Origin of the sequence: Xanthobacter aminoxidans (genome assembly GCF_023571765.1) — a bacterium.
GTDB classification, from domain to species: Bacteria; Pseudomonadota; Alphaproteobacteria; order Rhizobiales; family Xanthobacteraceae; genus Xanthobacter; species Xanthobacter aminoxidans.
Window position 1 is genome coordinate 173,627 of record NZ_JAMJXC010000007.1, and the last position, 14,042, is coordinate 187,668.

At 69.2% G+C, this 14,042-nt stretch carries 15 protein-coding genes; 11 read left to right on the forward strand and 4 right to left on the reverse strand.

Going from position 1 to position 14,042, the window contains the following annotated elements:
- Nucleotides 1-83: 83 nt before the first annotated feature.
- The 4 genes from EJ105_RS13240 to EJ105_RS13255 all read left to right on the forward strand — a co-directional run bounded on the left by EJ105_RS13240 (nt 84) and on the right by EJ105_RS13255 (nt 3,374).
- The gene (locus EJ105_RS13240; protein ID WP_250166698.1) at nt 84-1,088 is read left to right on the forward strand and encodes a L,D-transpeptidase; all 1,005 of its coding nucleotides are present in this window, start codon (nt 84-86) and stop codon (nt 1,086-1,088) included.
- A complete protein-coding gene (gene mepA, locus EJ105_RS13245) occupies nt 1,088-1,963 on the forward strand; it encodes a penicillin-insensitive murein endopeptidase (protein WP_250166699.1) in 876 nt (291 codons plus the stop codon). Before EJ105_RS13240 ends, mepA begins: the two co-directional genes overlap by 1 nt.
- Nucleotides 1,964-2,085: 122 nt before the next feature.
- Nucleotides 2,086-2,373: an HdeA/HdeB family chaperone gene (locus EJ105_RS13250; protein ID WP_156026371.1), complete on the forward strand. Its 288-nt coding sequence runs from the start codon at nt 2,086-2,088 to the stop codon at nt 2,371-2,373.
- Nucleotides 2,374-2,462: 89 nt separating this feature from the next.
- A complete protein-coding gene (locus EJ105_RS13255) occupies nt 2,463-3,374 on the forward strand; it encodes an alpha/beta fold hydrolase (RefSeq protein ID WP_250166700.1) in 912 nt (303 codons plus the stop codon).
- Between the two features lie 5 nt (nt 3,375-3,379).
- Here EJ105_RS13255 and EJ105_RS13260 read toward each other — a convergent pair whose 3' ends face one another.
- Entirely contained in the window at nt 3,380-3,823 is a 444-nt protein-coding gene (locus tag EJ105_RS13260) for a nucleoside deaminase (RefSeq protein WP_250166701.1), read from the reverse strand.
- A 79-nt stretch (nt 3,824-3,902) separates the two neighbouring features.
- Here EJ105_RS13260 and EJ105_RS27830 point away from each other — a divergent pair, with 79 nt between their 5' ends.
- The gene (locus tag EJ105_RS27830) at nt 3,903-5,885 is read left to right on the forward strand and encodes a pseudouridine synthase (protein ID WP_284145433.1); all 1,983 of its coding nucleotides are present in this window, start codon (nt 3,903-3,905) and stop codon (nt 5,883-5,885) included.
- Nucleotides 5,886-5,901: 16 nt separating this feature from the next.
- The gene (gene rsmD, locus EJ105_RS13270) at nt 5,902-6,453 is read left to right on the forward strand and encodes a 16S rRNA (guanine(966)-N(2))-methyltransferase RsmD (RefSeq protein WP_024279714.1); all 552 of its coding nucleotides are present in this window, start codon (nt 5,902-5,904) and stop codon (nt 6,451-6,453) included.
- A gap of 10 nt (nt 6,454-6,463) precedes the next feature.
- Here the strand turns inward: rsmD and EJ105_RS13275 are convergent, their stop codons facing one another.
- Entirely contained in the window at nt 6,464-6,739 is a 276-nt protein-coding gene (locus tag EJ105_RS13275) for a metal-sensitive transcriptional regulator (RefSeq protein WP_024279715.1), read from the reverse strand.
- Nucleotides 6,740-6,880: 141 nt separating this feature from the next.
- On the opposite strand from EJ105_RS13275, the gene EJ105_RS13280 reads away from it, so the two are divergent.
- The 5 genes from EJ105_RS13280 to EJ105_RS13300 all read left to right on the forward strand — a co-directional run bounded on the left by EJ105_RS13280 (nt 6,881) and on the right by EJ105_RS13300 (nt 12,146).
- On the forward strand, nt 6,881-9,430 hold the full coding sequence (locus EJ105_RS13280; protein ID WP_250166702.1) for a heavy metal translocating P-type ATPase: 2,550 nt from the start codon (nt 6,881-6,883) through the stop codon (nt 9,428-9,430).
- 59 nt (nt 9,431-9,489) lie between these two features.
- Nucleotides 9,490-10,281: a ComF family protein gene (locus EJ105_RS13285; RefSeq protein ID WP_250166703.1), complete on the forward strand. Its 792-nt coding sequence runs from the start codon at nt 9,490-9,492 to the stop codon at nt 10,279-10,281.
- A gap of 63 nt (nt 10,282-10,344) precedes the next feature.
- Entirely contained in the window at nt 10,345-10,599 is a 255-nt protein-coding gene (gene grxC, locus EJ105_RS13290; RefSeq protein WP_024279718.1) for a glutaredoxin 3, read from the forward strand.
- 129 nt (nt 10,600-10,728) lie between these two features.
- A complete protein-coding gene (locus tag EJ105_RS13295; protein WP_250166704.1) occupies nt 10,729-11,646 on the forward strand; it encodes a carbon-nitrogen hydrolase family protein in 918 nt (305 codons plus the stop codon).
- Nucleotides 11,643-12,146: a DUF1178 family protein gene (locus EJ105_RS13300; protein ID WP_250166705.1), complete on the forward strand. Its 504-nt coding sequence runs from the start codon at nt 11,643-11,645 to the stop codon at nt 12,144-12,146. The genes EJ105_RS13295 and EJ105_RS13300 overlap by 4 nt, the downstream gene beginning before the upstream one ends.
- Nucleotides 12,147-12,149: 3 nt before the next feature.
- Here EJ105_RS13300 and ubiG read toward each other — a convergent pair whose 3' ends face one another.
- Nucleotides 12,150-12,893, reverse strand: a complete 744-nt coding sequence (ubiG, locus tag EJ105_RS13305; RefSeq protein ID WP_250166706.1) for a bifunctional 2-polyprenyl-6-hydroxyphenol methylase/3-demethylubiquinol 3-O-methyltransferase UbiG — start codon at nt 12,891-12,893, stop codon at nt 12,150-12,152.
- Nucleotides 12,894-12,974: 81 nt separating this feature from the next.
- Nucleotides 12,975-14,009, reverse strand: a complete 1,035-nt coding sequence (gene trpS, locus EJ105_RS13310; protein WP_029557889.1) for a tryptophan--tRNA ligase — start codon at nt 14,007-14,009, stop codon at nt 12,975-12,977.
- Nucleotides 14,010-14,042: the final 33 nt, after the last annotated feature.

The following is a 14,042-nucleotide window of genomic DNA, read 5'->3' on the forward strand; positions in this document are numbered from 1 at the left end:
GAGAGCTGACACCATTGGACAGGCCCCGAACCCCGGGCGAAAACGTGGTGAAACCCGATTCGGAAACCTGGGGTGAATCGCCGATGGCCGTCCCGTTCAGCCTCTCCCGCCGCGGAACCCTGAAGCTCGCCGCGACCCTCGCCGGCGCCCTTGTGGCGGACTCCCTGCTGCCCGCCACCGCCGCCGACGATCCTGACCTTGCGGAAATTAAGGCCCTGAAACCAGGCACTTACGTCTGGTATCCCGAGCGTTCGCCGGACGGCTTCGTGGCCATCGTGGTGAATTTGTCGGACCAGCTCTGCTTCGTCTACCGAAACGGTGTCCGAATAGGGGCCTCCACGGTCTCCACCGGCAAGGACGGGCACGAAACCCCTACCGGGGTATTCACAATCCTGGGCAAGGACGTGGACCACCATTCCTCGCTTTATAACGACGCATCAATGCCTTACACGGAGCGTCTGACGTGGTCGGGCGTGGCGCTGCACGCGGGCGGCCTCCCTGGATACCCCTCCTCCCACGGCTGCGTGCACCTGCCGCTGGCCTTCTCCAAGCTGGTCTTCGGCATCACCCACCTGGGCACCCCGGTCATCATCGCCGACCGCCATTCGGCGCCAGAAGATGTTTTGCATCCGGGACTTATCATGAGCGAGGGTCTGGAGCAGCAGCTCGCCACCTCGGCCACCGGCGAAGGCGCCCCCCAGGATGCCACCACCGCCCCGGAGCCCGTCTCCATGGTGGTGAGCCGGGCCGACAGCTCCATCACCGTCCTCAAGGGCGCACAGACCGCCGTGCAGGGTCCGGTGAGCATCCGCGATCCGCAGAACCCCTTGGGAAACCTCGTCTATGTGCTCATGAGCAAGGACGGAACCGCGCCCCGCTGGAGCGCCGTTTCCTATGAGGGGAACGGCGTCGTGGCCGGTCTGGCGCAGGATGCGCTGGCCCGGATCAGCGTCGATCCCTCCATCAACAAGCAGGTGGCCGCGCTGGTGACGCCGGGCACGACCTTGTTCCTCACCGACCTGCCCGCCCACCCCGGCACCCGGAGCGACGGCGGATTCGTCGTGATGGCCCAGAAGGTTACGAGCTGATGCGTCGGCTCGCCGCCGCGGCAATCCTCGCCCTCCTCGGCACCGCCGCGTACGCCCAGAACAAACCCGCAGCCCCGGTGCCGGCCAAGGAGCTGTTCGGCCGCGCCGCCCAGCCCGCCCCCATGGCCGCGCGCAGCATCGGATTCTATTCCAAGGGCTGTCTCGCCGGCGCCCAGGCCTTGCCCGTCAACGGTCCGAACTGGCAGGTCATGCGCCTGTCCCGCAACCGCAACTGGGGCCACCCGGACCTCGTCGACTTCCTCGAACGCTTCTCGGCGAAGGTGCCGCAAGTGTCTGGCTGGCAAGGCATTCTCGTCGGCGATATGGCCCAGCCACGCGGCGGCCCCATGCTCACCGGCCACGCCTCCCACCAGATCGGCCTTGATGCCGACATCTGGCTCACCCCCAGCCCCGGACGCGAACTCACCCGAGAGGAACGGGAAAAGCTCTCCGCCTCCATGATGGTCCGCGCCGACCGCAAGGACATCGATCCCGCCAACTGGCGGCCGGACACCTGGAAGGTGATCCGCGCCGCCGCCGTCGAGCCGCGGGTGGAGCGCATTTTCGTCAACGCCGCCATCAAGAAGGCGCTGTGCCGGGAGGCGACGGGCGACCGGTCCTTCCTCGCCAAGGTGCGCCCCTATTGGGGCCACGACTACCACATGCACATCCGCCTCACCTGCCCGGCCTCCAGCCCCGACTGCCGTCCGCAGGAAGCCCCGCCGACCGGGGATGGCTGCGGATCGGAGCTGGACTGGTGGTTCACCGACGCGGTGCTGCACCCCAAGCCGGAGAAGGAACCGTCCAAGCCCAAGCCGCCCCTCACCCTCGCCGATCTGCCCGACGCCTGCGCCGCCGTGCTCGACGCGCGCTGACGACGGCCGGCCTCGCGCGAACGTGCTCAGCCGGGGAGCCGGCCTCCGGCTGGTGCCGCTCCGCTCCCCGGCGCATCATACCGGTGCAGGCCGAAACGGCCGCAGCATCATGGGAGGGCGCAATGCTGAAACGTCTTGGTGTTGGTGCAATCGTCCTGTTTGCGGGCCTGAGCCCGGCGGCGGCCGAGAAATGGGATCTTTCGACCATGACCTGCCAGCAGTTCCTGCAGGCGGACAAGGATACGATCACCATTATCCTCACGTGGCTCGATGCCTACTACAAGGACGACGACGCGCCTCCGGTGATCGACACGGACAAGTTCGTGAAGAATGCCGAAAAACTTGCCGGCTTCTGCGCGTCCTCGCCGAGCCTCGGTCTCATCACGGCGGCCGACAAGGTGTTCGACTGATCCCGGAACCCGCCGCCTTAGTCCCGTCTTGAAGAGCTGTCCGCAATTCCGGCCGCCCCGGCCCACGGGACGGCGAGAGGGAGGTTCATGTGTCCGATCTGTCTGATCTTTTTCCCGGATTTGCCTCGCACTACGTGGATACGAAGGCCGGCCGCATCTTCCTGCGGCAGGGGGGAACGGGTGCTCCCCTGCTCCTGCTCCACGGTTTCCCCCAGAGCCACGTGATGTGGCACCGCGTGGCGCCGAAGCTGGCCGAGCAGCACACCCTCATCATCCCCGATTTGCCCGGCTACGGCTGGAGCGCGGCGCCGGAGGGCGGGGCCGATCATTTTCCCTATTCCAAGCGCGCCATGGCGGCCGCCATGGTGGAGGTGATGGAAAGCCTCGGCTTCGCCCATTTCTCTGTCATGGGCCATGACCGCGGCGCGCGGGCCGCCTACCGGCTGGGGCTGGACCATCCCGGCCGCCTCGACCGGCTGGTGCTGCTCGATATCGTGCCCACCTACGTGATGTGGCATCGCATGGACCGGGCGCGGGCGCTGCAGGTCTATCACTGGGCGATGCTGGCCCAGCCCAAGCCCCTCCCGGAGAAGCTGGTGGGCGCCAATCCCGCATGGTTCCTCGACTGGACCATGGCGAGCTGGACGGCGCACAAGGACCTTTCGGCCTTCGATCCGCGCGCAATATCCGCCTATCGCGCGGCCATTTCCTCGCCCGACCGGCTGCACGCCATGTGCGAGGATTACCGGGCCGGGGCCACCATCGACCTCGCCCATGACGAGGCGGACATCGCCGCCGGTCGAACCCTCTCCTGCCCGACGCTCGCGCTGTGGGGCGCCGCCGGCATCCCGAGCCGTGGCGCGAGCCCGCTGGAGGCCTGGAAGGCGTTTGCGCCGCAGGTGGAAGGACAGGCCATCGAGGCCGGCCACTTCGTGGCGGAGGAAGCCCCGAAGGCGATGCTCGATGTGACGATGCCGTTCCTGGCGCAGGGACGGCCGTAGACCGACTACCGGCGTTCCTGGAAGAACGCCCGCAACACGTCGGCCGCCTGCCGCTCGGCGATGCCGCCATAGACCTCCGGCGCGTGGTGGCAGGTGGGCTGGGAGAAAAAGCGGGGGCCGTGCTCCACGGCGCCCCCCTTGGGGTCGGGTGCGCCGAAATAGAGCCGGCGGATGCGGGCAAACGATAGCGCCGCCGCGCACATGGCGCAGGGTTCCAGCGTCACGTAGAGGTCGCAGTTCATCAGACGTTCGGTCTTGAGCTGCGCGCCCGCCGCGCGGACCACCAGCATTTCCGCATGGGCGGTGGGATCGTTCAGCTCGCGCGTGCGGTTGCCGTTGCGGGCGACAACCTCCGACCCGCGCACGAGAACCGCGCCGACCGGAACCTCGCCCCGCTCGGCTGCCGCGCGCGCTTCGTTGAGCGCCATCTGCATGAAGGTTCCCGACATGGTGCCTTTAACCGCCCCTGATCTCGCCCAGCCCATCGCCGCGCTCGCCGCGCAGCCTGCGCTGTGCTAACTCCCCCTCATGCCGCGCACATCACCGCCCCGCAAGGACAAGAACCGCGTTCCGCGCCAGAAGCGCGAACTCCCCGCCGCCCCTCAGAAGGAGGCAGAGCGCGTCGCCAAGGTCGTCGCCCGCGCCGGCCTCGGCTCGCGCCGCGAGATCGAGGAATGGATCGAGGCCGGCCGCGTGGCGGTCAACGGCGAGGTGCTCACCAGCCCTGCCGTCACCGTCACGCCCGCTGACGCCATCACCATCGACGGGGATCCACTCCCCGAGCGGGAGCGCACCCGCCTCTTCCTTTACCACAAGCCCAAGGGCGTCGTGACCACCAACCGCGACCCGGAAGGCCGCACGACGCTGTTCGAGATCCTGCCCAAGGGCCTGCCGCGCCTCGTCAGCGTGGGCCGGCTGGACCTCAATTCCGAGGGCCTGCTGCTGCTCACCAATGACGGCGGTCTCGCCCGCGTGCTGGAATTGCCCGAGACCGGATGGCTCCGCCGCTACCGCGTGCGCGCCAACGGCGAGATCGATCAGGCCAAGCTCGACACGCTCATCAAGGGCATCACCGTGGATGGCGTCGAGTACGGCCCCATCGAAGCTGAGCTCGACCGTGTGCAGGGCGCCAACGCCTGGATCACGGTCTCGCTCCGCGAGGGCAAGAACCGCGAGATCCGCAACGTGCTCGGCGCGCTCGGCCTCGCGGTGAACCGACTGATCCGCGTCTCCTACGGTCCGTTCCAGCTGGGCGAGATCCCCGAGGGCAGCGTCGAGGAAGTGCGCACCCGCGTGCTGCGCGACCAGATCGGAGCTGACCTTGCCACTGCCGCCGGTGCGGATTTCACCGGTCTGCTGGTGGAGCGGGAGATTGAAGAAATCCCCGTGCGTCCCGCCTACCGTCCCGCGGGACGCCGGCAGGCCGAGGCCGACAAGGCCGGCGGGCTGAAAGTGCCATCTCGCCGCGCCAGCCGCGAGCGGGAGGAGTTTGACGCGCCGGTTGAGGATGTCATCCGCCCCGCCGCGCCGCGCGTGCGCCGTCGCGCCAGCGAGGAGCACGGCACCGAGCGCGTGGGCACCGTCGCAGACCGCAAGGGCCGCTCCGTGAAGGTCGAGCGTGTACGGGCGCCCAAGGACGAGGCGCCGCGTCGCGCCCGTCCGGCGGCAGGCGAAGGCGAGGGACGTCCCTTCCGTCGCAGCCGGGACGAAGGAGCCGCCGAGCGTCCGCGCCGCGAGGGTCGCCCCTCCTTCCGCGATGACGCGCCGCGCGGACGCGGCCCGCGCGAGGAAAAGGAAGATTTCCGCCGCCGCCCCACCCGCTCCGGGGGCGGCGACGAGCGGCCGCGCCGTTACGAGGATGACGGCGGCTTCAAGCGCTCCGGCCCCCGCCGCGAAGGCGACCGCCCCCAGGGCGACCGCCCGTTTCGCTCCCGCCCTGAGGGACGTGGCGGCGATTTCGGTGACAGGCCCACCCGCAGCCGCAGCTTTGGTGGCGACCGGCCCGAGGGCGAGCGCCCGGCCCGCGCCCGGCCCCGGCCGGAAGGACGCGGCGGCGACTACGGCGACAAGCCCGCCCGCGGCCGCAGTTTCGGCGGAGAGCGGACAGAGGGCGAGCGTCCCGCCCGTGCCCGGCCCCGCCCGGAGGGACGCGGCGACTATGCCGACAAGCCCGCGCGCAGCCGCAGCTTCAGCGGCGAGCGGACAGAGGGCGAGCGCCCCGCCCGTGCCCGGCCTCGGCCGGAAGGTCGCGGCGATTTCGGCGACAGGCCGCCGCGCGAGCGCAGCTATGGCGACAAGCCGGCCGGCCGCACCCGTTCGTTCGAGGATCGTCCGGGCGGCGGAAAGCCGGCGGGCCGGCCGGGGAGCAAGCCCGGCGGCTTCGGCGCAAAGGGTCCCGGCAAGGGATTTGGGAAGCCCGGCGGTCGTCCTGCGGGTGGCAAACCCGCTGGCAAGCCCGGCGCGGGGCGCTCCGGCCCCGGCAAGCCGGGCGGTCCGCGCGGCAAGCGCTGACGGGAACGTCTGACCCATGCGCATCGTGGGTGGCCGCCTCAAGGGACGGGCTCTGAAAGGCCCGTCCTCCAGCCTCACGCGCCCCACCTCCGACCGGCTGCGCGAGAGCCTGTTCAACATGCTCGCCCACGCCTATGGCGATCCGTGCGACGGCGCGCGGGTGCTCGACCTGTTCGCCGGCACCGGGGCGCTCGGAATCGAGGCCCTGTCGCGCGGCGCGCGTTTCGCTTTGTTCGTGGAGGAGGCCGCGGAGGCGCGCGGGCTCATCCGCGACAATGTCGAAGCGCTTGGCCTTACTGGCGTCACCAAGGTGTTCCGCCGCGACGCCATCCGGCTCGGCGAAATGGGACCGGGCGAGCCCTACGGCCTCGTCTTCTGCGATCCGCCCTACGGCAAGGGCCTCGCCGAGCAGGCGATCGCCGCGGCGGTTGATGGCGGCTGGCTCACCCCCGACGCGCTGCTGATCATCGAGGAGCGCACCGGCCTGTTCGTCACACCGGACGGCTTCCGCGAAATCGAGCGGCGCGCCTATGACGAGAGCGAGCTGACGTTTATCGAGCGGGCCTGAGCCCCTCCCCTCACCGCTCGCTGCGGACGATAACCTCCATCAGCTCCGCCACCTTGCGACGCTGGTCCTCCGCGTCGCCCGAGCGGATGGCATGCTCGACGCAATGCCCCACATGATCCTTCAGCACCTCCTCCTCCACCCGCCGCAAGGCGGCGCGGACCGCCGAGAGCTGGGTGATGATGTCGATGCAGTAGCGGTCCTCCTCCACCATGCGGGAGAGGCCGCGCACCTGGCCCTCGATGCGGCTCAGGCGCTTCTGGACTTGCTCTTTAGTCGGGCTGCGCATGGCTTGCCATATACCCCCTATGGGTATATTGGACAAGAGAGGATACCCCCCGGGGGTTTATTGACGCCTTGAACATGAGCCAGCGCAAGGCCACCTGCCCCGATGCGGCCTAACGCTGGCAGCCGGATTTGCGGAGCCGCCATGGCACAGGACCACTCGTCACACGACCACTCCTCGCACGGCGGCGATTGCTGCGGTGGCAAGGCACCGCCCCCGCTCGACTTGTCGGCGGTGGCCAAGCCGGCCTTGCCCGAGACGGTGAAGGATCCTGTCTGCGGCATGGACGTGAAGACCGACCCGGCCGCCGGCAAGCCCACGACCGAGCATGAGGGGCGCACCTATTTCTTCTGCTGCAACGGCTGCAAGACGAAGTTCGAGGCGGCGCCGGAGACCTATCTCGCGCCGGTGAAGGACCCGGTGTGCGGCATGATGGTGTCGCCCGGCACGGCCAAATACTCGGCCCGGCACGAGAAGAAGCCCTATTTCTTCTGCTCGTCCTCCTGCGAGACCAAGTTCAAGGCCGACCCCGTACGCTACGTGGGCGGCAGCGCGCCGCCGCCGCCCGCCGAAGTCCCGGCCGGCACCATCTACACCTGCCCCATGGACCCGGAGATCCGGCAAATCGGCCCCGGCATCTGCCCCATCTGCGGCATGGCGCTGGAGCCGGAGGTCGTCACCCTCGACGAGGGGCCGAACCACGAACTGGTGGACATGACCCGCCGTTTCTGGATCGGCCTCGCCCTCACCCTGCCCGTCTTCGTGCTGGAAATGGGGAGCCACCTTTTCGGCTGGTCGCCGCTGCCGCAACAGATCTCGAACTACGTCCAGTTCGCCCTCGCCACGCCCGTGGTGCTCTGGGTGGGATGGCCGTTCCTCCAGCGCGGCTGGCAGTCGCTGAAAACGCGGCATCTCAACATGTTCACCCTCATCGCCATGGGCACGGGGGTGGCCTATCTCTATTCGCTGGTGGGCACCTTCGCGCCGAGACTGTTCCCGCACGATTTCCATGCCCATGGCGGCGGCGTGCCCGTCTATTTCGAGGCGGCGGCGGTCATCACCGTGCTCGTGGCCCTCGGGCAGGTGCTGGAGCTGCGCGCCCGCGAGCAGACCTCGAGCGCCATCAAGGCCCTGCTCTCCCTCGCCCCCAAGACCGCCCTGCGCATCCGCGCCGACGGCACGGACGAGACCATCGACCTCGGCCTCGTCGCGCCCGGTGACCTGCTCCGCGTGCGCCCCGGCGAGAAGGTGCCGGTGGACGGCACGGTGGCGGATGGCCGCGCCGTGGTGGACGAAAGCCTCGTCACCGGCGAGTCGCTGCCCGTTTCCCGGGAGCCCGGCGAGAAGGTCATCGGCGGCACGGTCAACGCCTCCGGCGTCTTCACCATGAAGGCGGAGAAGGTCGGCCGCGAAACCCTCCTCTCCCAGATCGTGCAGATGGTGGCGCAGGCCCAGCGCTCGCGCGCGCCCATCCAGCGGCTGGCGGATCAGGTCTCCGGCTGGTTCGTGCCGCTGGTGTTCGCCGCCGCCGTCGTCGCCTTCGTGGTGTGGATGGCGGTCGGCCCCGAGCCCCGGCTCACCTTCGCGCTGATGGCTGCGGTGAGCGTGCTCATCATCGCCTGCCCCTGCGCCCTCGGCCTCGCCACGCCCATGTCGGTGATGGTCGGCGTCGGCCGCGGCGCCCAGCTCGGCGTGCTGGTGCGCAACGCCGAGGCGCTGGAGCGCATGGAGAAGGTGGACGTGGTGGTGGTGGACAAGACCGGCACCCTTACCGTCGGCAAGCCCAAGGTCATCGCCGTGCGTGCCTTCAACGGCCGCAGCGAGGATGAAGTGCTGCGCCTCGCCGCCGCGCTGGAGCGGGCGAGCGAGCATCCCCTCGGCGCTGCCATCGTGCATGAGGCTGCGGCGCGCGAGCTGGTCACATCCGAACCGTCCGGTGTTGACAGCCCGGCGGGCAAAGGCATCGTCGGACAGGTGGAAGGCCACACGATCGCCGTGGGCCATGCCGCCTTCATGAGCGAAATCAGCGTCCACACCGACCATCAGACGGCCATGGCCGAGAGCTTCCGCCGCGAGGGGGCGACGGCGGTGTTCGTGGCCATCGACGGCAAGGCGGCCGGCCTCGTGGCCATCGCCGATCCGGTGAAGGACACGACCGAGGCCGCGCTGAAGCGGCTGCAGCAGGACGGCGTGCGCGTGGTCATGCTCACCGGCGACAACCGCACCACGGCCCTCGCCGTGGCCAAGCGCCTCGGCATCGTCGAAGTCGAGGCCGAAGTTCTGCCTGCCCGCAAGGCCGAGGTGGTCGAGCGCCTGCGTAAGGAAGGGCACGTGGTGGCCATGGCCGGCGACGGCGTGAACGACGCCCCGGCTCTTGCCGTCGCGGACGTGGGCATCGCCATGGGCACGGGCACCGATATCGCCATGGAGAGCGCGGGCATCACCCTGCTCAAGGGCGACCTGGCCGGCATCGCCCACGCCCGTGCCCTGTCGCGCGCCACCATGGCGAACATCCGGCGCAACCTGCTGTTCGCCTTCCTCTACAATGCGGCCGGCGTGCCCATTGCGGCCGGCGTGCTCTATCCCAGCCTCGGCCTGCTCCTGTCGCCCATGGTGGCGGCTGCGGCCATGGCGCTCTCGTCCGTCAGCGTCATCGCCAACGCCCTGCTGCTGCGAGCCTTCACGCCGCGCTGAGCGGCAACGCGCCTTTACAGGCCTCGCCCCCGGACGGAAGATCGATCCGGGGGGCGGCCATGGGGCTTTCGGCAGCGGGCATTTCGGAGCGGATCGGCCGGGCCGGCGCCGTGGCGCGCGGCTTCGGCTCCGCTCTTCTTGGCCTCGCATTGCCGCCCACCTGCATCGCCTGCGGCAGCATCACCGGCGCGGCGGGAGGATTGTGCGGGCCGTGCTGGGGCAAGCTCTCCTTTATCAGCCGGCCCTATTGCGAGCGGACCGGCGCACCGTTCAGCCACGATCCAGACCGCGTGTTCGGCGACGGCTGGCTCTCGGCCGAGGCGCTCGCCGATCCTCCGGCCTATGATCGTGCCCGTGCGGCCGTCACCTTCGATGACGTCGCCCGCGGCCTCGTGCACAAGCTGAAATATGCCGACCGCCTCGATCTCGCAGCGCCCATGGCGCGGCTGATGCTGCAGGCCGGCACCGATCTTACAGGCTCAGCCGAGATCATCGTGCCGGTGCCGCTCCATCCGATCCGGCTGTGGCGGCGCAAGTTCAACCAGGCGGCGCTCCTCGCCCGGCATGTGGCGGCTGCCACGGCCCTGCCCGTCGAGGCCCGCGCGCTGGTGCGGCGCCGTCGGACTCCCTCGCAGACTGCGCTGGGGCGCAATGCGCGGCGCGCGAATGTCGCCGGCGCTTTTGCAGTGCCGCATGGTGCGGCGCATCGCATCGAGGGCCGTCGCGTGCTTCTGGTGGATGACGTGTACACGACCGGTGCGACGCTCGACGCCTGTGCGCAGGTGCTCCGCCGCGCCGGCGCCGCCGGTGTCGATGCGCTCACGTTTGCGCGGGTTGTCGAATTCGGCTGACCCCTTATGATGCGACGCTTTCGTGACGGCACGCCCCCGCGCCGTCCCACCTGTCGTGACATCATGAAGCCCATCGAAATCTATACCAAGAGCTGGTGCCCCTATTGCCATTCCGCCAAGGAATTGCTGCGGCGCAAAGGCTTGACCTTCACCGAGATCGACGTGACCACCGACGCCGAAGGCCAGCAGGAGATGATCCGCCGCGCCAATGGCCGCACGTCCGTACCGCAGATCTTCATTGGCGAGACCCATGTGGGCGGCTGCGACGACCTCTACGCTCTGGAGGACGCCGGCCGGCTGGACGCCCTCGCAGCCTGACCCTGCACGGGGCGTGCGAACGGCAGGCCCCGTGCATTCCCGCCGGGAAGAGCCTATCTGTCGGAGATCGCGCCGCGCCGGGCGCGAAACGGCGATCCAGGCTCCGGCGGCAGCGAAAGAGCAAGCCCCATGACCACCTCGGAACCGACCCCGGCCAAATCCGCGCCCGAAGCGCGCACCGGCAAGACCCTCCGCGTGGGCCTGATCCAGCTGCGAAGCGGCCGCGAACCGGCGGCGAACCTCGATGCCGCCGCCGCCCTCATCCGCGAGGCGGCCCGGGACGGCGCGCGCTATGTCCAGACGCCGGAAGTGACCAACATCATGGAGCTGGATCGCAAGGTCCTGTTCGAGAAGCTCCAGGAAGAAGGCAACGACGCCACCCTCGCCGCCCTGCGCCAGCTGGCGCGCGAACTGGGCATCACGCTCCATATCGGCTCCCTCGCCCTGAAGGTTTCCGACGCCAAGGCCGTGAATCGCGGCTTCGTCATCGACCCCGATGGCGAGATCACCGGCCGCTACGACAAGATCCACATGTTCGACGTGGACCTCGGCAATGGCGAGAGCTACCGCGAGTCGAACGCCTACCGGCCGGGCGAGCGTGCCGTGCTGACCGACGTGGACGGTATCCGCCTCGGCATGACCATCTGCTACGACCTGCGCTTCCCCTCGCTCTACCGGGCGCTCGCCGAAGGCGGCGCCAAGGTGCTCACCGTGCCGTCGGCCTTCACCCGGCCAACCGGTGAGGCCCACTGGCACATTCTGCTGCGCGCCCGCGCCATCGAGAACGGCGCCTATGTCCTCGCCGCCGCACAAGGTGGACGGCACGAGAATGGCCGCGACACCTATGGTCACTCGCTGGTGGTCGACCCTTGGGGCCGCGTCATCGCCGAGGGCGGGACCGACCCGGGCGTCATCCTCGCCGAGATCGACATGGCGGAAGTCGCCGCGGCACGGGCGCGCGTGCCGTCTCTCACCAACGGCCGCCGGTTCGAGATCGCCGAGCCGGGGCAGATCGGCCACCTCCACGTGGTGCGTGCCTCCTCATGATCCGCTACACCCTCAAGTGCGACGACGGCCACGAATTCGAGAGCTGGTTTCCCTCCTCCACCAGCTACGACACCCAGCATGCACGCGGCCTCGTCACCTGCCCCACCTGCAATTCAGCCAAGGTAGAGAAGGCCGTGATGGCCCCGTCCGTCGCGCGCACCGACAAGGGGATGCCGGACAGGGAGCCTGTGGGCGCGCCCGCGAGCGGGCCCGACGCTGGTGCGGCTGCCGAAGCGCCTTCCGCCGAGGCGACGCCCGTGGCGATGATGGCGCGGCCCGACAGCGAGTTGCGCACGCTGATCCGCCAGCTGCGCGATCACATCGTCGCCAACTCGGATGATGTCGGTGACAGCTTCGCCGACCTCGCCCGCAAAATGCATGACGGAGAGATCGAGCATCGTCCCATCCGTGGCGAGGCGACGGTGGAAGAGGTGAAGGCCCTGCGCGAGGACGAGGTGGAGGTGTTCCCCCTCCCGGTGCTGCCGGAAGATCGGAACTGAGGCCTAGACCTCGCGCTCCGCCACCATGAAATAGTTCACCGAGAGATCCTCGGTCAGGCGGAAATCGCCGGAGAAGGGCTCGTAGGCGAGGCCCACCTTCTCCCGAGCGGCAAAGCCGGCTGAAGCGAGCGTCGCCTCCAGCTCTTCCGGCGTCACGAACTTCTCCCAGCGATGGGTGCCGGGCGCCAGCCAGCGCAGGACGTATTCGGCACCGACGATGGCGAGGGCGAAGCTCTTGGGCGTGCGGTTCAAGGTGGACAGCACCAGCACGCCGCCATCCGCCACCAGACGCCCGGCGGTGCGCACGAACAGGCCGACATCGGCCACATGCTCCACCACCTCCAGCGCCACCACCACATCGAAGCGGGCGCCGCGCTCGGCCAGTGCCTCGGCGGTCTCGGCCTCGTAGGTCACGGTGAGGCCCGATTGCGTGGCGTGGGCGCGGGCGATGTCCACATTGCCGGGAGCCGGGTCGATGCCCGTCACATCGGCGCCCATGCGGGACAAGGGCTCGCTGAGCAGGCCCCCGCCGCAGCCGATGTCGAGGAGGGAAAGGCCCTTCAGCGGGCGCAGCGCGCGGGCATCACGGGAGAAATGCCGCACCAGCGTGTCACGCAGGAAAGCGAGGCGCGCCGGATTCATGGCGTGCAGGGGCGCCATCTTGCCCTTCACGTCCCACCATTGGGCGCCGAGCGCCTCGAAGCGGGAGACCTCTTCCGGATCGACCGTGGCGTTCATCTGCGGCATCACGGCCTCCTCGTCGGCGGGCAACATTCCCCACACTTAGGCGCCGCATCCGGCGCGGGCAAGGCCGCGCGGGATGCCCTGTCAGCGCACCATGCCGACGATGTCCTTCACGTCGCGGATGGTCTGGTCGGCGATCACCCGGGCGCGGTCGGCTCCGTCGATGAGAATGGCATCGATCGCAGTCGGATCGGCCATCAGACGCTGCATCTCGGTGCCGATGGGGCCGAGCTTCGCCACGGCCAGATCCACCAGCGCGGCCTTGAAGGCCGAGAACTGGGCGTTGCCGTAATCCGCCAGCACCTGCGCCTTGGTGGTATCGGACAGGGCCGCGAAGATGCCGACGAGGTTGTCCGCTTCCGGGCGCCCCTTCAGCCCCTCTTCCTCCGAGGGCAACGGCTCCGGATCGGTCTTCGCCCTGCGCACCTTGCCGGCGATGGCGTCGGCATCGTCGGTGAGGTTGATGCGGGAGAAGTCCGAGGCCTCCGACTTCGACATCTTCTTGGAGCCGTCGCGCAGGCTCATCACCCGCGTCGCCGGGCCGGCGATGAGCGGCTCGGTGATGGGGAAGTAGCCCTCGCCATGGCCATTGGAGGCGATGGAGGGGGCGAAGTCCGTGTTGAACTTCTGGGCGATGTCGCGCGTCAGTTCCAGATGCTGCTTCTGGTCGTCGCCGACCGGCACGTGAGTGGCGCGATAGAGCAGGATGTCGGCAGCCATCAGGGTCGGATAGGCGAAGAGGCCCACGGAGGCGTTCTCGCGGTCCTTGCCGGCCTTCTCCTTGAACTGCGTCATGCGGTTCAGCCAGCCCATGCGCGCGACGCAGTTGAACACCCAGGCGAGTTCGGCGTGGCCGGACACCTGGCTCTGGTTGAACACGATGTGGGCCTTGGGATCGATGCCGCAGGCGATGAACGCAGCCGTCACCTCGCGGGTGTGGCGCTTCAGCTCTTCCGGGTCCTGCCAGACGGTGATGGCGTGGAGGTCAACCACGCAATAGATGCACTCGTGGCTCTTCTGCAGTTCCACGAAGCGCTTGATGGCGCCGAGATAATTGCCGAGATGCAGGTTGCCCGTGGGCTGCACGCCGGAAAATACGCGTTCTGCGACCGCCGCCATGGCGAACTCCCCAAAGAGCGGCGCGCCGCTCGA